17 protein-coding genes are annotated in these 20,116 nt (G+C 72.3%); 4 read left to right on the top strand and 13 right to left on the bottom strand.

The features are described 5' to 3' along the window. Positions 1-78 precede the first annotated feature (78 nt). The 8 genes from NOD94_RS20495 to NOD94_RS20460 form a co-directional block, all read right to left on the bottom strand. On the bottom strand, positions 79-2,667 hold the full coding sequence (locus tag NOD94_RS20495) for a SpoIIE family protein phosphatase (RefSeq protein ID WP_281207456.1): 2,589 nt from the start codon (positions 2,665-2,667) through the stop codon (positions 79-81). A gap of 185 nt (positions 2,668-2,852) precedes the next feature. Continuing rightward, positions 2,853-3,281 carry an ATP-binding protein gene (locus NOD94_RS20490; protein WP_281207453.1) on the bottom strand — a complete coding sequence of 143 codons (429 nt, stop codon included), beginning with the start codon at positions 3,279-3,281 and terminating at the stop codon, positions 2,853-2,855. A 154-nt stretch (positions 3,282-3,435) separates the two neighbouring features. After that, complete coding sequence (locus NOD94_RS20485) at positions 3,436-3,870, bottom strand: (deoxy)nucleoside triphosphate pyrophosphohydrolase (protein WP_281207452.1); 435 nt, start codon at positions 3,868-3,870, stop codon at positions 3,436-3,438. Positions 3,871-3,964: 94 nt separating this feature from the next. Further along, entirely contained in the window at positions 3,965-4,159 is a 195-nt protein-coding gene (locus tag NOD94_RS20480) for an SPOR domain-containing protein (RefSeq protein WP_281207451.1), read from the bottom strand. Between the two features lie 160 nt (positions 4,160-4,319). Further along, positions 4,320-6,002 (bottom strand): hypothetical protein, encoded by a 1,683-nt coding sequence (locus NOD94_RS20475; RefSeq protein ID WP_281207450.1) that lies wholly within the window; start codon positions 6,000-6,002, stop codon positions 4,320-4,322. Between the two features lie 173 nt (positions 6,003-6,175). Further along, complete coding sequence (locus tag NOD94_RS20470; protein ID WP_281207449.1) at positions 6,176-6,928, bottom strand: GntR family transcriptional regulator; 753 nt, start codon at positions 6,926-6,928, stop codon at positions 6,176-6,178. 150 nt (positions 6,929-7,078) lie between these two features. Next, positions 7,079-8,236: a DUF4190 domain-containing protein gene (locus tag NOD94_RS20465; RefSeq protein WP_281207448.1), complete on the bottom strand. Its 1,158-nt coding sequence runs from the start codon at positions 8,234-8,236 to the stop codon at positions 7,079-7,081. Positions 8,237-8,382: 146 nt separating this feature from the next. Continuing rightward, positions 8,383-9,957: a S8 family peptidase gene (locus tag NOD94_RS20460; RefSeq protein ID WP_281207447.1), complete on the bottom strand. Its 1,575-nt coding sequence runs from the start codon at positions 9,955-9,957 to the stop codon at positions 8,383-8,385. A gap of 209 nt (positions 9,958-10,166) precedes the next feature. On the opposite strand from NOD94_RS20460, the gene NOD94_RS20455 reads away from it, so the two are divergent. From NOD94_RS20455 to NOD94_RS20445, 3 genes are all read left to right on the top strand, one after another. After that, positions 10,167-11,279, top strand: a complete 1,113-nt coding sequence (locus tag NOD94_RS20455) for a pyridoxal-phosphate dependent enzyme (RefSeq protein ID WP_281207446.1) — start codon at positions 10,167-10,169, stop codon at positions 11,277-11,279. A 120-nt stretch (positions 11,280-11,399) separates the two neighbouring features. Further along, positions 11,400-12,218 carry an isocitrate lyase/phosphoenolpyruvate mutase family protein gene (locus NOD94_RS20450; protein ID WP_281207445.1) on the top strand — a complete coding sequence of 273 codons (819 nt, stop codon included), beginning with the start codon at positions 11,400-11,402 and terminating at the stop codon, positions 12,216-12,218. 45 nt (positions 12,219-12,263) lie between these two features. Next, positions 12,264-13,262: an EamA family transporter gene (locus tag NOD94_RS20445; protein ID WP_281207444.1), complete on the top strand. Its 999-nt coding sequence runs from the start codon at positions 12,264-12,266 to the stop codon at positions 13,260-13,262. Here NOD94_RS20445 and NOD94_RS20440 read toward each other — a convergent pair. The 4 genes from NOD94_RS20440 to NOD94_RS20425 all read right to left on the bottom strand — a co-directional run bounded on the left by NOD94_RS20440 (position 13,238) and on the right by NOD94_RS20425 (position 16,974). Next, positions 13,238-14,005, bottom strand: coding sequence for a trypsin-like peptidase domain-containing protein (locus NOD94_RS20440; protein WP_281207443.1), 768 nt, complete (start codon positions 14,003-14,005; stop codon positions 13,238-13,240). The genes NOD94_RS20445 and NOD94_RS20440 overlap by 25 nt on opposite strands. Before the next feature lie 17 nt (positions 14,006-14,022). Continuing rightward, entirely contained in the window at positions 14,023-15,102 is a 1,080-nt protein-coding gene (locus NOD94_RS20435; RefSeq protein ID WP_281207442.1) for an alpha/beta hydrolase-fold protein, read from the bottom strand. Between the two features lie 175 nt (positions 15,103-15,277). Next, positions 15,278-16,399, bottom strand: a complete 1,122-nt coding sequence (locus NOD94_RS20430; protein ID WP_281207441.1) for an alpha/beta hydrolase-fold protein — start codon at positions 16,397-16,399, stop codon at positions 15,278-15,280. Positions 16,400-16,536: 137 nt separating this feature from the next. Further along, entirely contained in the window at positions 16,537-16,974 is a 438-nt protein-coding gene (locus tag NOD94_RS20425) for a MarR family transcriptional regulator (protein WP_281207440.1), read from the bottom strand. 83 nt (positions 16,975-17,057) lie between these two features. On the opposite strand from NOD94_RS20425, the gene NOD94_RS20420 reads away from it, so the two are divergent. Beyond that, positions 17,058-18,038, top strand: a complete 981-nt coding sequence (locus tag NOD94_RS20420; RefSeq protein WP_281207439.1) for an SMP-30/gluconolactonase/LRE family protein — start codon at positions 17,058-17,060, stop codon at positions 18,036-18,038. Between the two features lie 17 nt (positions 18,039-18,055). Here NOD94_RS20420 and NOD94_RS20415 read toward each other — a convergent pair whose 3' ends face one another. Next, positions 18,056-19,786: an AAA family ATPase gene (locus NOD94_RS20415; protein ID WP_281207438.1), complete on the bottom strand. Its 1,731-nt coding sequence runs from the start codon at positions 19,784-19,786 to the stop codon at positions 18,056-18,058. Positions 19,787-20,116: the final 330 nt, after the last annotated feature.

Here is a 20,116-nt window from a genome sequence, read left to right as displayed (position 1 = left end):
CCCCCCCCCCCCCCCCCCCCCCCCCCCCCCCCCCCCCCCCCCCCCCCCCCCCCCCCCCCCCCCCCCCCCCCCGCCCGGCTATCCGTACATGCCGAGGAGTTGTTCCGCCGTCAGTTCGGTGACGGACTCACCGGGACCGCCCGCCATGGGCAGGGGCAGTTCGAACCAGACGGTCTTGCCGCGGTGGGTGCGGCGGGTGCCCCAGCCCGCGGAGAGCAGGCCGACCAGTTGGAGGCCCCGCCCGCCCTCGTCGGTGTCCCGGGCCCGACGGCGGCGGGGCTGGGCCAGGTTCGCGTCCCACACCTCGCACACCAGGGTCCGGTCCAGCAGCAGCCGGAGCCTGATCTCGCCCTCCCCGTACCGCAGGGCGTTCGTCACCAGTTCGCTGACCAGCAGTTCCGTGGTGTCGAGCAGGCCCTCCAGACCCCATGCGGGCAGTTTGCCCCGGGCCAGTTCACGGGCGCGGCCGACCGAGCGGGCCTCGCGCGGGAGCTGCCAGTCACCGACGGCGTCCAGCGGCAGTCCCTGGACGCGGGCCATGAGCAGGGCGATGTCGTCCTCCCCGTGGCGCGTGTCGAGGGTGTTCAGCACGTGGTCGCAGACGTCCTCCAGCGGGCGCACCGGGTCCGCGAGGGCCTCGCGCAGTCCCCGCAGCCCCTCCTCCAGCGGGTGGTCCCGGGATTCGACGAGTCCGTCGGTGTAGAGGGCCAACAGGGCGCCCTCCGGCAGTTCCACCTCGACCTCCTCGAAGGGCTCGCCGCCCACGCCGAGCGGCATCCCGGTGGGGATCTCCAGGAGCAGGCCGGGGCGGGGGACGCCGCCGTCCTCGGCGGGCTCGACCAGTACGGGCGGCATGTGGCCCGCGTTGGCGATGGTGCAGCGCCGGGTCACCGGGTCGTAGACGGCGTACACGCAGGTGGCGAGGTACACCTCGGACCGGTCGGCGTCCCGGGAGTGCAGGGCTGCGCGGGAGGCCTGCTGGGAGCCGCCGGGGGCGCCGAGACCGCGCGCGACCTCGTCGAGCGCGGTGAGCACCTCCGCCGGTTCGAGGTCCAGCAGGGCCAGGGTGCGCACGGCGGTGCGCAGTTCTCCCATGGCGACGGCGGCCCGCAGGCCGCGGCCCATCACGTCGCCGACGACGAGCGCCGTGCGGTGTCCGGGCAGTTCGATGACGTCGAACCAGTCCCCGCCGACCTCGGTCGCCGCGTTCCCCGGCAGGTACCGACAGGCGATGTCGAGTCCGGCGGCCTCCGGGTCGCCGGGGGGCAGCAGGCTGCGTTGCAGTATCAGGGCCCTTTCGTGTTCCCGCCGGTAGAGGCGGGCGTTGTCGATGCAGACGGCCGCCCGCGCGGCCAGTTCGACGGCGACGGCCCGGTCCCGCTCGCCGAAGGGCTCGCTGCCCTTCGTACGGGAGAACTGGGCCAGGCCGACCACCGTGTCGTGGGCCACCATCGGCACGAGCAGCGTGGACTGCACGAGGTCGTCCGATCCCCCGGCGGGTGCGAGCCGGGGCCGTGCCGTGCGCAGGGCGAGCGCCCCGGGCGAGGCGGCCGGATAGCGGTGGATCTCCCCTACGGAGACCAGTGCGCCGGGCCCCGACAGCGGGGCGTCCGACACGGCGGAGGCGAAGGCGACCCGCCGCAGCGGCGCGGACGGGGCGCGCCCGGCGCCCTGCCCGGGCAACGAGGGCACCCCGGGCCCCTGCGGGCGGGCGGGGCGGTCGTCGTCGCCGAGCAGCAACCCCTGGTAGAGGTCGACGGCGGCCAGGTCGCAGAAGCCGGGGACGGTGACGTCGAGGAGTTCCCGGGCGGTGGTCTCCAGGTCGAGGGAGTTCCCGATCCGGTGCCCGGCCTCGTTGAGGAGGGCCAGGTTGCGGCGCACCCCGGCGGCCTCGCGGGCCGCGAGGTGACGGCGGGTGACGTCGGTGCCGAGGCCGGCGATGCCGATCGGCAGGCCGGTGCCGCCGTGGACCCGGTAGAGGTTGATGGACCAGTGGCGCTTCTCGCGGCTGCCCGGGGCCGCGCCGGTGATCCGCAGGTCGGTGACGGATTCGCCGGTCTCCAGGACCCGGCGCAGGGCTTCGGCCATCCGGTCGGCCTCGTGGGCGGGCAGGTAGTCGTGGACGGTCCGGCCGCGGTGCTCCTCCACGGCTCCGCCGAAGACGGTCGCGAAGCGGCGGTTGGCGCGCTGCACTGTGAGGTCCGTGCCGAAGAGCAGGAACCCGAAAGGAGATTGGCCGAATATCGCCTGTGAGGCCGCGAGATCGGATTCAATCCGCCGCAGCGCGCGGACGTCGACCACGACGCACAGCGCCGCCCGCTCGGCGGTCTCGGTGAGCGTCGGCATCACATAGATCTCGGCCACCCCGTGCGCCCCGTCCCCGTCGGGGATCCGGAAGGGGATCAGGCCCGTCCACTCCTTGCCGTCGAGGATCTCCGCGACCTTGCGGTGCCCGCCGGCCCGCAGCTCCGGGGGCATGAAGGCCTCGACCGGATCGCGCCCGACCGCCTGGGCGGCGGTGAGCCCGAACAGCTCCTCGGCGCGCAGGCTCCATTGGTCGACGAGCCCGTCGGGACCGATCGAGAAGGAAGCGACCTTTATGTAGTCATATATCGAGCCAGGCGGACTGCTGTGCCACAAGGAGTCGTGCCATGTCTCCCTGGGCACTCGGCCCTGATGTGCCTGCGCAGGTATCTCGCTCACGCGACCGTCCCCTCCAGCTCACCGCAACCGGACCGGCCATGACCGAAGTATTCAGCACCACGGCCCCGGACGGCACGGCGTTCACGATCACAAAAAGGTCCCGTTGTTTTCGAGCCACGTCCGGTGATCGTTGGCCACCCTTCACCTTGTTACTCACCAGGAAGAGCCAACTCGAACCACACAGTCTTGCCCGATTTCCCGTGGCGGGTTCCCCAACGTTGCGCCGAGACGGCCACGAGGTGGAGTCCCCGGCCCCCTTCGTCGTCCGGCTGGGCGACCTTCGCGCGGGGCGGATCCGGAAGCGGATCGGAAACTTCCACGAGCAGCGCGTCGCCGCCCACCGTATCCCCGGCGGCCGGTTTGCGCCGTACCAGACGGACCCCGATGGGGCCGGAGGCGTAGCGCAGGGAGTTCGTCACCAGCTCACTGACCAGCAGGACGGTCACGTCTCCGACGGAGTCCAGGCCCCAGGAGCGCAGCGTGCCGCGGACTGCGTGGCGGGCGGTGCGGACGGCACCGGGTTCGGCGGGGAAGGCCCATTCGGCACGTTCACCGTCTGCGTCGATCACGCCGATCACTTCCCGGGCCAGCAGTGACCCCAGTCCGGTTCGTCGGGGACGAAAGGGGGACGAGATAGGGATTAATAGCGACATACCCGATATTCGGGGCGTCGTACCACTCGATCCCCCACGCACCGGCGCACGGTGGCGCAGACGGCCTACCGCGTGAGCGTCACGCGCCCCGGTGCGCCCCGTCGTGCGGCTCCGGGAGCGCGGCGGCGCGCAACCGGCGCCCGGCCTCGGCGACCGCGGGCCGGTCCTGATCGAGCCAGTCCACGGAGTCCAGCTCCGCCGGCTCCAGCCAGCGCAGCTCGTCGTGGTCCTCCAACGGGGCGGGCTCCCCCGACACCAGCCGGGCCGTCCACACGTGCAGTACGAGCCCCGGCTTGAGCGGCCACTCCCCCGGGATCCGTTCCAGCGCCTCGGTCTCGACCCCGAGCTCCTCGCGCAGTTCGCGCACCAGGGCCTCGGGTACGGATTCGCCGGGCTCGGCCTTGCCGCCGGGGAGTTCCCAGCGGCCGGCCAGCTCGGGCGGGGCGCTGCGCCGGGCGGCCAGGAGGCGCCCGTCACGGCAAAGGGCTCCGCCCACGACCACGCGTTCAGTCATGGACGGAGCCTATGCCAGTGCCGTCGGCGTCCGGCTCGCCGGGACCGCGGCGGCGGGCCCGCGCCCGGTCGACCGTCGGCCCGACCGCCGGGACTCAGTTCGTCGTGGCGGTCTGCGTGCCCTGCCCGATCCGCTCGACCCAGTAGAGCTGCTTGTGTCCCCGGTCGTCGAGGCTGTCGACGACCTTCTGGGCCTCGGCCCGGGTGGGGTACCGGCCCACCCGGTAGCGGTTGCCGTTGTCGTCCTGACGTATGACCAGCCACGGGAGCAGGGCACCGCTGTCGTTCATCGCGCTTCACCCTCCGCCGATGTACCTGCCCAGGAAACCGCATTGCGCATATGCCCGAGCTTACGCCCGACCTTTACTGTGCGGATACGGTTTTTCACGAAGAGGTACCTCGGGGGCGTACGCATCCGGCCAGGCGTACGAAAGGGCCGTGCAAGCCGGTTCAGACCCGGCGCACGGAAGGCATCGGCAGGACCACCGCCCCGGCCGCGGACCCCTTGCGGCAGACGTCGCCGCAGGTGGCGTCGAGGGAGCAGCACAGCGAGCAGATCGGCCCGGCCTGGGCCGGGCAGTCGGCGATGTCCGGGAGCTCGTACGCCGTTTCGCAGACGGAGCAGGTGTGCGTGGCGGTGATGTCCGCGACCTCCACTCCGGGACCGTTCACCACGTTCGGCCTGGCCAGGTAGTACTTCCCGCGGGTCGCCCACGCGATCAACGGGCACAGGACGAGGGAGAGTCCGGCGGCGATGAAGGTGGAGAAGGCCTCGGCGTGGGTCCCGAAGAGTCCGAAGAAGGCGAGGATCGACACGGTGGAGGCGATCACCATCGCGCCGAAACCCGCCGGGTTGACGGCGTACAGATATGCCCGCTTGAACTCGATGTACGGCGGGCTCAGCCCGAGCCGCTTGTTGATCACGAGGTCGGCTGCGACGGCGACGATCCAGGCGATGCCGACGTTGGAGTAGAACCCCAACAGCTTGCCGAGCATGGCGAACATGTTGAGTTCCATCAGCGTCAGCGCGATGCCGAGGTTGAGGAAGATGTACCAGACCCGGCCGGGGTGGCGGTGGGTGACGCGGGAGAAGAAGTTGGACCAGGAGAGCGAGCCGCTGTAGGCGTTGGTGACGTTGATCTTGATCTGGGACACGATCACGAACAGTGCGGCGGCGGGCAGGGCGAGGCCACCGAGCCACGGGCGCAGCGCCTCGATCTGCGGGGCGATCGGCTCCAGGGCGTGCGTCCTGCCGACCGCCTCCAGCGCGACGAAGGCCAGGAAGGCGCCGCCGAGCTGCTTGGCGGCGCCGATGACCACCCAGCCGGGTCCGGCCGCGAGCACGGCGAGGTTCCACCGGCGGCCGTTCTCGGCGGTCTTGGCGGGCATGAAGCGCAGGTAGTCGGCCTGCTCGCCGATCTGCGCGATGAGCGAGAGGGCGATTCCGGTCCCGAAGCCGAAGCCGATCCAGGAGAAGCCCGCGCCGGCGCCCTCCGTGCCTCCGAAGTGGGTGAAGGCCCCCCAGGACTCGGGCGCCTCGAAGGCGAGCACGAGGAAGGGCAGCGCGAGCCCGACCAGCCACACGGGCTGCGTCCAGGCCTGCACCTTGGCGAGGGCGCCCATGCCGCGGAAGACGACGGGGATCACGATCAGGGTGGTGACCAGGTAGCCGATCTCCACGGGCAGGCCGAAGGCCTGGTGCATGGCCTGCGCCATGATCGAGCCTTCGAGGGCGAAGAAGATGAAGGTGAACGAGGCGTAGATGAGCGAGGTCAGGGTCGACCCGAAGTACCCGAAGCCGGCGCCGCGCGTCACCAGGTCCATGTCCAGCCCGTACGTCGCGCAGGCGCGCGCGATCGGGATGCCGGTCAGGAAGATGACGGCCGCGGCGGCCAGGATCGCGGCGGCGCCGCTGGTGAATCCGTAGGCGAAGACGATGGACGCGCCGATCGCGAAGTCGGCGAGGTAGGCGATCCCGCCGAGCGCGGTGCCGGCGACGGTGCCGGGTCCCCACCGGCGGAACGCGTGCGGCGCGTACCTCAGCGAATAGTCCTCGCGGCTCTCGTCGGCCGCGAGCTTGGCGTAGCTGCGGGCCGGCGGCGCGGAGTCGGGGGCGGTGGCGGTGTCGGTCATGCCGTCCGACGCTAGGTGCGGCACGTGACGGCCCGTCACTCCCGCGCGTTGCCCCGGGGTAACGCCCACCCGCCCGGCGTCACCGCCCGGTAAACACCACCGCACCCGCCGTCCGCTCACCGGTACGCACCCCGCCGGCCCCGGAGCACCGCCCGGGCCCGGCCACCGCGCGGCTACCTCACCGGCAGGTGGTAGGCGAGGCGGTAGCGGTCCGCCGGGACGACGACGTCGGCCGTCTCCACCGCCCGACCGGAGGCGAAGTAGGTACGGCTGACGACGAGGACCACGTGTCCCGGGACGCCGCCGAGCGACATGATCTCCTCGGCCAGCCCCGGCCTGGCGCCGACCTCCTCCACCACGTTGTCGACGACGACGTCGATCGCGGCCATCCGGTCCACCACCCCGGATCCGCCCAGCGGCCCCTCCTCCGGCAGCATCACCGGGGTCCGGCCGGTCACGGCGAGCGGCTCCCAGGAGGTGGAGAGCATCATCGCCTCCCCCGCGTCGCGGAACACGTACCGCGTGCGCATGACCCGGTCACCCGGTTCGATGCCGAGCCGCTTCGCGATCTCGGCCGGCGCCTGCGCCTGCTCGCTGTTCGACTCCCACGTGCCGCGCGCGCCCGTCTCCGCCTGCTCCTGCCGGAACGGCGTCGACGCGCCGCCCGTGCGGTAGCCGGAGCGCGCGACCCGGCGCGGTACGGGCTGCTCCCGCACGTAGGTCCCGGAGCCGGAACGGCCCTCGACCAGCCCCTCGGCCATGAGGACCTTGCGGGCCTCCAGGGCGACGGTGTCGGAGACCCCGTACTCCTCTCGGATCCGGGCCTGTGAAGGTAGCCGGGCGTGCGGGGGCAGGGACCCATCGACGATCTTCCGTCGCAGATCACCGGCGACACGAAGATAGGCCGGCTGCTCACCGAAAGTCACTGGCCACTCCCATCAGGTTGACAGACAGCTACACCCTGGCAACCGACGGTTGTACTGCGCAAGCACGGGCCAGAGTTTCACCCGAAGTGATGAAGCCAGGTCACTCAAACCCGTTACCGCGCGTTACCCACAAGGCCTCGAACCGATTCCTCAGACCGACTCCGCCGAGGGCGCGCCCCCCGCATCCTCGCCCGCGTCGCCCGGGTAGTCCTCGAGCCACTCCGGAACCACGGTCGACAAACCGTAGGCGCCGCGCAGCGCCTTCTCCGTGTCCACCGAGACCGCCGCCAGCGCCTGGTCCCACGCGGCCTGGAAATCCGCCGGCCGCGACGCCCCCGACGCCTTCTGCCACGCCCCGCGCGCCGCCTCGATCTCCCCCAACTGCGCGGCCGCCGCCGGGCCCGTCCCCGGCCTCCGCGTCACGTCCTGGAGCATCCGGACCTCCGCGCCCAGCGCCTCCTCGACCTCCCGCGCCCACGTCCGGTACCGCGGCAGCGCGTCGGCGACCTCCGCGTCGGGGCCGCGCCCCAGCGCCTGGTCCGCCGTGTTCAGCGAGCGCAGCAGGGTCACCTGCTCCGGCGTCAGCATCCCCTCGTCCTCGCGCAGGCTGCCCCGGTGCTCCTGCTCCGCGGTGCCGATCACGCAGATCAGGCGCCGGTCGCCCGCGCGCCAGGATTCGTGGGAGGGCGCGAAGTAGAACATCTCCGCGTAGGCGGGCAGCGCCCACGTGTCCATCGCGTACGCGTCCTGCGCCTTCCAGCACATGTCGGTGACCGTCTGCTGGAGCTCCTGCGTGCCGGGGAAGGACGCGATGTCGAGCAGGGTCGTGGAGGTCACCTCGGCGTCGTGCACCCGCCCGCAGCCGATGCGGTGGGCGAGCGGGTCCTCGTCGAGGAGGTCGCCGCCGGGGACGTTGAAGCACTCGCCCGCCCGCAGCTCCTCCATGACTGCCGGCTCGCCCTCGGCCTCCTCGTACGTCCGGGACGGGCCCATCCGGTCGAGGAAGGTCCTCCCGTAGGCGTCGATGCCCACCGCCGCGACGACGGTCATCACCAGCGAGACCACCAGGCCCACGACGGCCAGGACCCTGCCCCGCTCCCGCTTGCGCGCGATCTGCACCAGCGCCACGACCCCGAAGACGATCCCGAGCGGCGGGAAGCACAGCAGCCCGACCAGCAGCGAGGCCAGGGCGAACCCGTTGAGCGCGGGCGGGTACGCGTGGGCCGGCGGCCCCCACACCGGCAGCGGGGACGGCGGGGGCCACTGGTGGCCGGGACCGGGGGCCTGCGGTCGGGGCGGGGTGCTCACGGGGTGAGGTGCTCCATCACGGGGGGCGCGAACGAATGCGCGAAATAGTACGCAGCGGGGACGACCGGCCATCCGGTCGCCCCCGCGTTCATCGCGCGATCCAGCCTGTTATCGCGCCCCTTGCCACCCGGTCGCCCGGGAGGTCGTCAGAACTGCAGCGCCCACGAGTCGATCTTGCCGACGTCGGCGCCCGCCAGGTCGGCGACCCGCAGCTTCCAGACCCCGTTGGCGACCTCGGAGGAGGCGTTCACGGTGAAGGTCTGGATGATGTTGTCCGCGCTGCCGCCGGTGCGGTTGCGCAGGTTGTAGACGGTGCCGTCGGGGGCGACGAGGTCGACCTTGAGGTCACCGACGTAGGTGTGCTTGATGTCGACCGGCACGCTCAGCGTGGCCGGGGCGTTGCCGGTGATCCCGCTGACCGTGATCGGCGACTCGACGGTGGAGTTGTCGTTGATCGCGTAGTCGTTGAGGTTCTCGAAGCGGGTGCCCGGGTTCGGCGGGGTGGTGCCCGCGCCCACGTTCAGCAGCCGGTTCGGGGAGCCGGTGCCGGGACCGGTGACCACGTTCGGGGTGGCCGCGGCGACCAGGCCAGCGGAGACCTGCGCCGGGGTGCTGGCCGGGTTCTGCGAGAGGTAGATCGCGGCCGCGCCCGCGACGTGCGGGGAGGCCATCGACGTGCCCGAGATGGTGTTCGTCGCGGTGTCCCCGGTGCCCCACGTCGAGGTGATGTTGGAGCCCGGCGCGAAGATGTCCAGGATGCTGCCGTAGTTGGAGAAGCTGGACTTGGCGTCGGTGTTGGTGGTGGAGCCGACGGTGATGGCCTCGCCGACGCGCGCCGGGGACTTCGTGCTCGCGTCGGTCGACTCGTTGCCCGCCGCGACCGCGTACGTGATGCCGGCGGCTATGGAGTTGCGGACGGCCGTGTCGAGCGCGGAGTCCGCGCCGCCGCCGAGCGACATGTTGGCGACGGCCGGCTTGACGGCGTTGCGCGTCACCCAGTCGATGCCGGCGACGACCTGGGCCGTGGTGCCCGAGCCCTGGTTGTTGAGCACGCGGACGCCGACGATCTTGGCCTTCTTGGCCACGCCGTGCGCCGTGCCGCCGACGGTGCCCGCGACGTGGGTGCCGTGGCCGTGGCCGTCCTGGGCGGTGTTGTCGTTGTCGATCGCGTCGTAACCGTAGGAGGCCCGACCGCCGAAGTCCTGGTGGGTGATCCGGACCCCGGTGTCGATGATGTAGGCGGTGACGCCCTCGCCGGCCTTGTCGGGGTACGTGTAGCTGTTGTCCAGCGGGAGCGCGCGCTGGTCGATGCGGTCCAGGCCCCAGGACGGCGGGTTGGGCTGGGTGGCGTCGACGGTGAAGACGCGGTTCTGCACGACCGACTTGACGGCGGGGTCGGCGGCGAGCTTTCTGGCCTGCGCCTCGGAGACCTCGACGGAATAGCCGTTGAGGGCGGAGCTGTAGGTCCGGTCGATCTTCGCGCCGTACCGCTTGGCGACGGCCTTGCCGCTCTCGGCGGTGGAGCGGGCGGCGGCGTCGTTCAGGGTCACGATGTAGCTGCCGGAGATCGCTCCCTCGACACCTGCGTTCTCGATGACGCCCAGTGCGCCGTTGTCGGCCGCCGAGGCGGGGAGGGCGGCGGCCGCGCCGAGCGCGAGGGCCACGACGGCGGTCGCGCTGATGCCGGCGAGCTTCCGGCGGGTTTGACGCATCACGGACATGTGAGGGGTCCTCCTCATAGGTGGTGCGCTGCGGGGGGTGTGCGACGGCACACGAAGACCCTGAAAGGCATGTCCATGACAATGAACGGTGCCCAACAGGCCGTCGCTCCCGAAAGGTTGACCCACCTGTGCGGCATCCCACAAGAGGACAACGGACGCGTAACATCCGTGCCATACAACGGCCATGATTGAGCAAAGGCGTTCCGCACATGACGCACGCACTCCCTGGTTACCTCTGCCCCGAGGACGGTACCCGCGCGGACGTGCGGACCGCCCCCTGGTGCTGTCCGGTCTGCGGTGGCCCCTGGGACCTCGACTTCGCACCTGATCCGGCCATCGCCCTGGAGCCGGCCGCCGGCCCCCATTCCCTGTGGCGCTACGCGGCCGTGCTGCCGCTGCCGGGGGCGTTCTCGGTCTCCCTGTCCGAAGGGCACACGCCGCTGGTCCCGTTGGCGGAACGGATTCACGCCAAACTCGACTTCCTGATGCCGACCCTGTCCTTCAAGGACCGCGGCGCCGTCATGCTCGCGGAACTGGCCCGCCGGCTGGCGCCCGAGCGGGTCGTCGCGGACAGCAGCGGCAACGCCGGGACCTCCGTCGCGGCGTACTGCGCGCGTGCCGGGCTCAGTTGTGAAGTTTTCGTGCCGGAGGGCACCTCGGATAAGAAGACCGAGCAGATGCGGGCCCACGGGGCGACCGTACGGATCGTGCCGGGCGGCCGCGAGGCCACCGCGCGAGCCGCCCGGGCCGCCGCCGACGCCCCCGGCGTCTTCTACGCGAGCCACGTCTTCAACCCCTACTTCCTCCAGGGCACGAAGACGTACGCGTACGAGATCTGGGAGGCCATGGCGGGCCGGCTGCCCGAGGTCCTGGTGGTCCCGGTCGGGAACGGGACCCTGCTGCTCGGCGCCGCGCTGGCGGTGGAGGAGCTGGCCCGGCGCGGGGTACGGCCCCCCGCGCTGATCGCCGTGCAGGCGGCGGCGGTCGCCCCACTGGCCACGGCGTTCGCCGCCGGGTCGGAGGACGCCGAGCCGGTGCCCCAACTGCCGACCCTGGCGGAGGGGATCGCGATTCCGGCGCCGCCCCGGGCCCGGCAGATCCTGGCGGCCGTACGGAAGTCCGGCGGCACCTTCCTGACCGTCCCCGACGACCGGCTGCGCGCGGCCCAGCGGGACCTGGCCGGCCGCGGCCTCTTCGTCGAGCCGACGGCGGCGGCCTGCTGGGCGGCGGTCCGCCCGGGCGCCCCCGGCGACCCCTTGCAGGGCCGCACCGCAGTGATCCCCCTGTGCGGCGCGGGCGCGAAGACGGGCCTGGCGGCGTAACCGGCCGGGGCTCCGGCCTCCCCCGGCGTAACGTGCCGTGACGTGCCGTGACGTGCCGCGACGTGACATGGTGTCGGAATTTCGCCGGCCTCCGCGGTGGCGCTCTGATGGACTGCGCCCATGACCGACACCCGTGACCTCGCCTCCCGCGCCGCCGCCTTCGCCGCGCTGCACACCCCCGCCGCCCCGCTCGCCCTCGCCAACGCCTGGGACGTCGCCAGTGCCCGCGTCGTCGAGGCCGCCGGATCCCGCGCGGTCGCCACCACCAGCGCCGGCGTGGCCTGGTCCCTCGGGTCGCCCGACGGGGACGCCCTCGCCCGCGAGCGGGCCCTCGACCTGATCGCCCGCGTGGTCGCCGCCGTGTCCGTGCCCGTCACCGCGGACATCGAGGGCGGCTTCGGCGCCGACGCCGCCGGGGTCGGGGAGACCGTCACCGGGGTGCTGGCCGCCGGGGCCGTCGGCGTGAACATCGAGGACGGCGACCGCGCCCCCGCCGACCACGCGGAGCGGCTGACCGCGGCCCGCGCCGCCGCGCGGGCCGCCGGGGTCCCCCTCTTCATCAACGCCCGGATCGACACCTACCTCCGCGGCCTCGGCGCCCCGGAGACCCGGCTCGACGAGACCCTGGCCCGCGCCGCCGCCTACCTCGAAGCCGGCGCCTCGGGGATCTTCGTGCCCGGCGTGGTCGACCCGGCCACCCTCGCCGAGCTCGCCAAGGGCATCGACGCCCCGCTCAACGTCCTCGTCGGTCCCGCCGCGCCGTCCGTCGCCGAGCTGGGTGCCCTCGGGGTGGCCCGGGTCAGCCTCGGGTCCTGGGTCGCGGAGGCCGCGTACGCCGTGGCCCGCCGCGCCACCGAGGAGCTGCTGGCCGGCGGCACGTACGGCTCGCTCGCCGACTCGCTGTCGTACGGCGAGCTGAACGGCCTGCTCAAGGGCTGAGATATCGAGAAGCCTGCATGGGCCAACGACCTTAGGATCCCGGGCATGCGCACCTCGATGACGACCACGACCGGGAGCGGCCCGACCGCTCCCCCGCACCGCAGGATCACCGGCGCGGTCTGGACCGCCCTCGCCCTGGTGTACGTCGTATGGGGCTCGACCTACCTCGGCATCCGGATCGTCGTCGAGACCATGCCGCCGTTCCTGTCGGCCGGGGCCCGTTTCATCACCGCCGGTCTGCTGCTGGCCGGGATCGTCGCCTGGCGGTCCGGGCCGGCCGCGCTCAGGGCCACGGGCGCGCAGTTGCGCTCGGCGGTCCTGGTCGGGCTGCTGCTGATCCTGGGCGGCAACGGGCTGGTCGTGCTCGCCGAGACGCACGTGCCGTCCGGGTTGGCCGCGCTGCTGGTGGCGAGCGTGCCGATGTGGGTGGTCGTGCTGCGGGCGGCCACCGGGGACCGGCCGCCGGCGCGGACCCTGGTCGGCGTGCTGGTCGGGCTCGCCGGGCTGGCGGTACTGACCGGCCCGGGGCTCAGCGGGCAGGTTCGGCTGTCGGGGGTGTTGATGGTGGTGGTCGCGGCGGTGCTGTGGTCGCTGGGGTCGTTCTCGGCGTCGAAGCTGCCGCTGCCGGGCAATCCGTTCACCGGCAGCGCCTACCAGATGCTCGCGGGCGGGACCGGCGGGATCGTCGTCGGCCTGCTGCGCGGCGAGCAGCACGGCCTGGACCTCGGCGCGTTCTCCACCGCCTCCTGGGTGGCCCAGGCCTACCTCGTGCTGATCGGGTCGGTGGTCGGTTTCACCGCGTACGCGTGGCTGCTCCGGGCGGCGCCGCTGTCGCTGGTGTCCACGTACGCGTACGTCAATCCGGTCGTCGCCGTCGCGCTCGGCGCGCTGATCCTGGACGAGGCGCTGACCTGGCCGATCCTGCTCGGCGGCGGGATCGTGGTGGCGGGGGTCGGTGTGATCGTCAGTACGGAGCGGACGGGACGGCGGGCGACCCGGGGGGCGGGGGGCGGCGGGGATCAGCCGCCGGCCGCCCGTTCGTAGAGGGCCTTGGCGCGCTCGTCGTACAGGGCCGCCGTGGAGTCGACGTCCGTCTCGCCGCCGCTCAGCACCCCGATCAGCCGGCCGGGTCGGCCCGTGCCGCCGCGGTCGGCGATCCAGGGGCTGCCGCTGGTGCCCGTCCAGAATCCCGAGCAGCTGATGTACAGCATGTCGGGGTCGTCGTCGTCGTGGCGGGTCTGGGTGGTGCAGGAGACGGGCTTGTTCTGCGGGTTGTGCTCGGACTCCGGGTAGCCGATCACGGTCACCTCGCGCTCGTACCCGGAGGTCCAGTCGGGCCGGGGGGCCTCGCCGCCGCCGACGCGCTGTTGGAGGCTGCGTCCCTCCTCGTCCGGCTCGATGGTGAGGAAGGCGAAGTCGGCGGTGTCGTCGCCCCACTTCGTCCAGCGTTCGTCCACGTGGATCGAGCTGACCTTCCACACGCCCAGGGGCTGGGTGCCCTCGCCCTCGCCGGAGAAGGCGGGGGCGAAGGCGAGCTCGCCGATGGCGAGGCCGTCGTGGGCGACCTCGCCCGGCTGCCCGTCCTCGCCCGCGGGGGCCACGCAGTGCGCGGCGGTGGCGACGACGTTGCCCCGCGGGCTGTCGACGACGCTCGCCGTGCACCAGTGCTCCCCGCCCGCCATGAGCACGCCCACGGTGGGGAACGGGTGCACCGACCGGTCCTCGGACGCCTTGAGGAGGACGACGGCGGCCACCGCCGCGATCCCCGCCACCGCCGCGGCCGACACGCTCCTCACCACCGGGCTCAGCGCACGGCGGGTTCGGGCGTCGGCGCTCGCAACACCTTGCTGATCCACGCCAGCGAACCCTCCCTCATGCCGCGTACGTACGACTTTCCGTTGTGCTCACCATCCTGGATCACCTGGAGCCGGGTGTGCACGGGGCCCTTGCCGTACTGCTTCATGAACTTCTCGGCCATGTCCCGGCCGCTCTCCTTCGTACCGATCTGGAAGTTGATGTAGACGTCCGGACCGCCCGCCTTGATCAGCTTCTCGGCGAGCTTCTCCGGGTTGTTCGCGTCCATGGCCTGCCGGTTCCCCTTCCACAGCGGGGAATCGGGGACGAAGTCGACGCCGCTGGCGATGACCGCCTTGAAGCGTTCCGGGTACTTCAGGACGTGCTTGAAGGCCCCGAAGCCGCCCGAGGAGGACCCCATGAAGGCCCAGCCGTCGCGGGAGGTGAAGGTACGGAAATTGGCCTTCGCGAAATCCGGGACGTCATCGGCCATCCAGGTGCCCATCTTCGGCTGGCCGGGGATGTCCGAGCCGTCGAAGTGGTTCTTGGTGTCGGCGTTGATCACCGGCATGACCAGGATGAAGGGGTGGCTGGTGCCTTCCCGCGCCCCGTCGATCACGGCCTGCTGGAGGCCGAGGCCGGGCCCGGTGCCCCAGTAGTTCTTGGGGTAGCCGCGGCCGCCGGGCAGGGCGATCAGCACCGGGAAGCCGCTCTTGGCGTACCGCGGGTCGTCGTACTCCTTGGGCACCCACACCCACACGTCGCCGGTGAACCCCGACTTCGCCCCGGTCAGGGTGGTCACGGCGATCTGGGTGCCGTCCGGCAGCCTGCTGGTGCGGCTGAAGCCGGCCTTCGGACCGGTGGGCATCAGCACCTCGGGCCGGATGTCCTCGGCGGCCGCCGACTCCTGGATCTTCCCGAAGGACACCGGATCCCCTATGTCCGAGAAGAGGCCGGTCATGTACGCCGCCCCGCCGCCCCCGGCGACGAGGAGGAGGGCGAGTCCGCCGATCAAAAACGGACGCCGGCGCTTCGGGCGACGACGACCCCCGGTCGTGGGGCTGTCGTCGCCTTGCTGGTCATGCTGCACGGATTGTTCCCGTTCCTTCTGCGGCGCCCTGGTTGGGCGCGAGTCGGACCGATAGGTCCCCCTTACACACCTGACAGAGGTGTGAACGACCGTAAGGGTTGCCTGGGAGCGGTGCGACGTGGCGAGGGCCACGCGGGGAGGGCGGGAACGGGGGCGGGGCGGGGGCAGGGGCGGGTCAGCCCGCGTCGGGCTTCGGGGCCTTCAGCACCTTGCTGACCTCCGCCAGGGCGCTCTCCTTCATGCCCCGGACGTAGTCCCAGCCGTTGTGGTCGCCGCCCACGATCTCGTGGATGCTGACCTTGACGGGGCCCTTGCCGAACTGCTGCTGGAACTTGTCGAGGCGGGCGCGGCCGCCCTCCTTGGTCCCGTACTGGAAAGCGACGAGGACCTCGGGGCCCTTGGTGTCGATCAGCTTCTGCGCCAGCTTCTCCGGATTGTTGGCGTCCATGTCGGCCTGGTGGCCCTTCCACAGCGGGGAGTCGGGAACGATCTCGCCGCCGTTGGCGATCACGGCCTTGAACTTGTCCGGGTGCTGCATGACGTGCTTGAGGCCGACGAAGGCGCCTGAGGAGTTGCCCATGAAGGCCCAGCCGTCGCGGGACTTGTACGTGCGGAAGTTGGCGCGGGCGAAGTCCGGTATGTCCTCGGAGATCCAGGTGCCCATCTTCGGCTGCCCGGGTATGTCGGAGCCGTCGTAGTAGTACTTGGCGTCGGGGTTGAGGACGGGCATGACGAGGATGAAGGGCAGGCTGGTGCCGGCCTTGACGCCCTCGCTGACGGCCTTCTGGAGGCCGAGGCTGCGGTCGGACCAGTAGTTGGCCGGGTAGCCGTTGCCGCCGGGGAGCGCGATGAGGACCGGGAAGGCGCTCTTGGCGTACTTCGGGTCGTCGTACTCCTTGGGGGCCCAGACCCAGACGTCGCCCTCGAAGCCCGATTTGGCCCCGACCAGCCGGGTCTTGGCGATGACCGTGCCGTCGTCGAGCTTGGCGGTCTGCTTGAAGGCGGCCTTCGGCCCGGAGGGCAGGAGCACGTCCGGGTCGCCGCTCGGCGTGGCCGGGGCGGCGGCGTCGGGGGACTTGGCCTTGGCCCCGCCGCCCGCGGCGCCCTGGTTGTTCTTGCCGAAGCTGACGGCCTCGCCGTTGCCGGAGAACCACTCGTACTTCCAGGCGGCGAAGCCCCCGCCGCCGAGGACCAGCGCGCAGGCGACGCCCGCGCCGATCCATATCGCGCGCCGGGACCGCTTGGGCGCGCGCTGGGGCTCGCCACTGGACGGCGGCTGCTGCTGGTACTCGTGCACGAACTTCGCTCCGAACGATCATGGCTGTCCCGGGCGGGACAGAGCGGCTGGACATCCCGTTGGTTCTGATGGGCGAAACGCCCGGGAGAGTTCCACAACGCGGCGAGAACTTGCCCCGAACCTCCGGGGCACGGCGGTTACCTCAGGGTGTCGAGCACCTCGGCGCAGCGGCCCAGCAACCCGACGAGCTGCTTGCGCTCCTCCTCGGAGAAGGCGGCGGCGAGCGCGCGTTCGACCCGTACGGCAGCCTCGTCGGCCTGGTCCAGTACGGCGCGCCCCTCCTCGGTGAGGCGGGTCTCCAGGACGTTGCGGTGCCACGCGTGGGGGGTGCGTTCGATGAGGCCGCGTTCCTGGAGGTTCTTCAGCACCGTGTTCATGGTCGGCGGGGTGACCCCGCAGAGGCGGGACAGGGCGGCCGCCGAGATGCCGGCGTTCTCGCCGAGCCAGTAGAGGGCCGCGTACTGCGGAACCGTTACTGCGGCCGGCTTGAGGGCGGCGTTCTTCGCCCCGAGGAGCGCCTGCTCGGCGCGCTTGACGTGCGAGCCGATGCGCTCCTCGGCGGGCATGGAAGTCATGGAGGCATCCTACGACCCTTGCCAAGCATTAGGGTTCTAACTAGTGTGCGTACTCACCTGATCAAAAGAGGACACCTGTGCCCATGTGGTCGAAGTTCATGCCCGTACCCCTCGCGCTGGCCGCCGCGCTGTCGCTGGGGGCGGCCCCCGCACCGTCCGCGCCGTCCGGGGCCGACGTCCGCGTCACCACCGCCTTCACGCTGCCCGGCGCGAAGGTCTACCCCGAGGGCATAGCCGCCGACGCCCGTACGGGGACGGTCTACGTCGGCTCGTACGCGGACGGCACCGTCTACCGCGCCCGCCCGGGAACCCGCAGCGCCGAGGTCTTCCTCCCGGCGGGCACCGACGGCCGCACCACCGCGAACGGCCTGCGCGTGGACGCGCGCGGCCGCCTCTGGGTCACCGACTCCACCAAGGGCGTCACCGTCTACGACACCCGGACCGGCTCGCGCCTGGCCCGCTTCGACGTCCCCGGGAACGCTCCCCGCTTCGTCAACGACCTCACCGTCACCCCCGACGGCGCCGCGTACCTCACGGACAGCGTGCGCGGGGTGATCTACCGGGTCACTCCGGAGCAACTGGCCGCCGGCGACGGCCCGCTGCTCGTCGCGTACGACCTGACGCCGGCCCTGCGGCCCCGTCCGGCCGGCGGCTTCAGCCTCAACGGCATCGTCTCGGACCCGGCGGGCCGCTTCCTCCTCACCGTCGACATGCCGCAGGGCGAGCTCCACCGCGTCGACCTGCGCACCGGGGCCCTCAGCCGCGTCACCCTGACCGGCGGCGACCTCACGTCCCCCGACGGGCTGGACCTCTCCCCCGACGGGACGCTCCGGGTCGCCCAGAACGTCCCCAACACCCTGACCCGCTGGAAGCTCTCCCCGGACGGCACCCGGGGCCGACTGACCGGCACCCTGACGGACCCGTCCCTGCAGATCCCCACGACGCTGACGCACCGCCCGGGCCGCACCCTGGTGGTCCGCTCCCAGTTCGACAAGGACGGGCCGCTGACCCCGTCCACGGGCGCGCCGACGACGTTCACGATCGCCGCGGTCCGGGGCTTCTGAACCGACGGGACCTGCTGTCACCAGTCCGGCTCGGCGCCCTCCGCGAGCTCCCGGTACGCCTGCGCGACGTCGTGGACGTGGACGGTGGTCGCCTCGTCGATCGACGGGTCCCGGGAACCATCGAGCATGTCGATGACCCTCAGGTCCCGCACCTTGGCCGCCTTCGAAGCCAACTCCCGGGCGAAGCGGCCGTTGCCGAGCCGGTCGATGAGCGCGTCGAGCACGACGCGTTCGCAGCAACCGCGCAGCGCCGCCGCCGCGTCGTCGCTGAGGACGTCGTTCTGTCGGCGGAAGAAGGACTCGGCGATCAGAACCAGTTCGTCGGCCGAGTAGGCCGGGAAGTCGACCCGCGTGTTGAACCGGGAGATGAGACCGGGATTGGCCGACAGCAGCTCCCTGATCTCCTGCGGGTACCCGGCGAGCACGACGACCAGGCGGTGCCGGTCGTCCTCGGCCCGCTTCAGCAGCACCTGGAGCGCCTCGTTGCCGAAGGCGTCCCCGCCGCTGTACCCGTCGTTGACCAGCGCGTACGCCTCGTCGACGAAGAGGACCCCGCCCAACGCCCGGTCGATGGCCCCGGTGGTCTTCAGCGCCGTCGATCCGAGGTGCTGCCCCACGAGGTCCACCCGCTGGACCTCGACGACGTGACCGCGTTCCAGCATGCCGAGCCCGGCGAAGATCTGGCCGACGATCCTGGCGACCGTCGTCTTGCCGGTGCCGGGCGGTCCCGCGAACACCAGGTGCACGGGCTCCGGCGCCGCGCCGATCCCCTGCGCCCGGCGTACCGCGGCCATCCTGAGCTGGGCGGACAGGGTGCGGACCTGCCGCTTGACGGGGGCCAGGCCCACCATCGCGTCCAGCTCGGCCATCGCCGCGTCGAGCATCGCCGTACGGTCCTCGTCGCTCAGCTCCCCCGCCCCGTCCGGCCGCACGGGCGGGGGGCCGGCCTGGGCGGGAACGGGCCGTACGACGGGCGGTGTCGCGGGAGGGGGCGGCGGAGTGACCGCCCGGGCCCGCTGGGCGACGTCGGCCAGCCCGGGGCTGTGGCGGAACGCCGTCTGGAACTGCTTGAGCGCCTCCTCGGCCCGCCCGAGCTCCTCGTACGCACGGCCGCGCAGGTAGCAGACCTCACCGAGGAAGCCGGCGTTCTCGCGCAGCGCGTGCGGCAACGGACGCAGCACGTTGAGCGCCTCGTGGTGGACGCCCTGCGCCACCAGGCCGGCGGCGACGTAGAGCTGCGACTCGTCGAGCAGGAAGGCGTCGCCGATGCCCGGCGCGAACCTCAACAGAAGGGGCCAGTCCCGCTTGACGAAGGCGTACCGGGCCAGCACGAACCGGGTCTCGTCGCAGTCGAGCACCGCGGACGACAGCATCTGCCAAGCCTCGTCGGGCCGGTCCTCGTCCAGCAGCCTCGCGGCCTTCGCGAGCCACAGGTCCCGGCGCGACTCCAGGCGGAAGTCCACGTACCCGCCGATCTGGAACCGCGAGACCAGCGGCGTACGGAGCCGCGCGCGCAGGGCCCCGAAGGCGTGCGACCACGCGTACATCGCCTCGACGGCCTCGCCCCTGCGCAGACCCGCGGCATGCAGGCCCAGCCAGGCGTCGGCGGCCGACGGATCGTGCCCGACGGCCGCCTCGAAGGCCTCCCCGGCCGCCCGCGGGTTCCCCTGCCGCAGGAGCTCGACGCCCCGGACCCACGCCTGCTCGCACTTCCTCGCCGCCCGCCCCGACACGGCCGATCCCGACATCACGCGCTCCCCCGCTTCCACCCGATTCCCGCTGACCCTACGTCAGTTGCCCCACCCCCAGCGGCAGCCGCGAGCGGCCGGACACCGGCCTCGACCCCCCGCCGGACGACCGCGCCCGGCTCGCCGATCCGGGCGCCCCCTCCCCCTCCTGCGAACATCGCGGCTCGACGCCAAGCCTGATTCCCACGGGATCCGCCCCGCCCGCCTCCGGGAGGACGACGGGGTCCGGCCCCGCCGGCCGACCATGGGCGGTGGGGCGAACAGGGCCCCGGATCGAGTTGCGCCGAGTCGCCGGAACTCCACTCCCCACCGCACTCGCCGGGACCGTTC

The organism is Streptomyces sp. Isolate_45 (assembly GCF_024721315.2).
Taxonomy (GTDB): Bacteria; Actinomycetota; Actinomycetes; order Streptomycetales; family Streptomycetaceae; genus Streptomyces.
The sequence above is the reverse complement of the archived record's forward strand: the minus strand, read 5'-3'. Positions and strand labels throughout refer to the sequence as shown.

Coding starts and splice junctions, on each gene's coding strand:
- NOD94_RS20485 (WP_281207452.1), bottom strand. CDS start 3,870: ATGACTGAACGCGTGGTCGTGGGCGGAGCCCTTTGCCGTGACGGGCGC.
- NOD94_RS20480 (WP_281207451.1), bottom strand. CDS start 4,159: ATGAACGACAGCGGTGCCCTGCTCCCGTGGCTGGTCATACGTCAGGAC.
- NOD94_RS20475 (WP_281207450.1), bottom strand. CDS start 6,002: ATGACCGACACCGCCACCGCCCCCGACTCCGCGCCGCCGGCCCGCAGC.
- NOD94_RS20460 (WP_281207447.1), bottom strand. CDS start 9,957: ATGTCCGTGATGCGTCAAACCCGCCGGAAGCTCGCCGGCATCAGCGCG.
- NOD94_RS20455 (WP_281207446.1), top strand. CDS start 10,167: ATGACGCACGCACTCCCTGGTTACCTCTGCCCCGAGGACGGTACCCGC.
- NOD94_RS20450 (WP_281207445.1), top strand. CDS start 11,400: ATGACCGACACCCGTGACCTCGCCTCCCGCGCCGCCGCCTTCGCCGCG.
- NOD94_RS20445 (WP_281207444.1), top strand. CDS start 12,264: ATGCGCACCTCGATGACGACCACGACCGGGAGCGGCCCGACCGCTCCC.
- NOD94_RS20425 (WP_281207440.1), bottom strand. CDS start 16,974: ATGACTTCCATGCCCGCCGAGGAGCGCATCGGCTCGCACGTCAAGCGC.
- NOD94_RS20420 (WP_281207439.1), top strand. CDS start 17,058: ATGTGGTCGAAGTTCATGCCCGTACCCCTCGCGCTGGCCGCCGCGCTG.
- NOD94_RS20415 (WP_281207438.1), bottom strand. CDS start 19,786: ATGTCGGGATCGGCCGTGTCGGGGCGGGCGGCGAGGAAGTGCGAGCAG.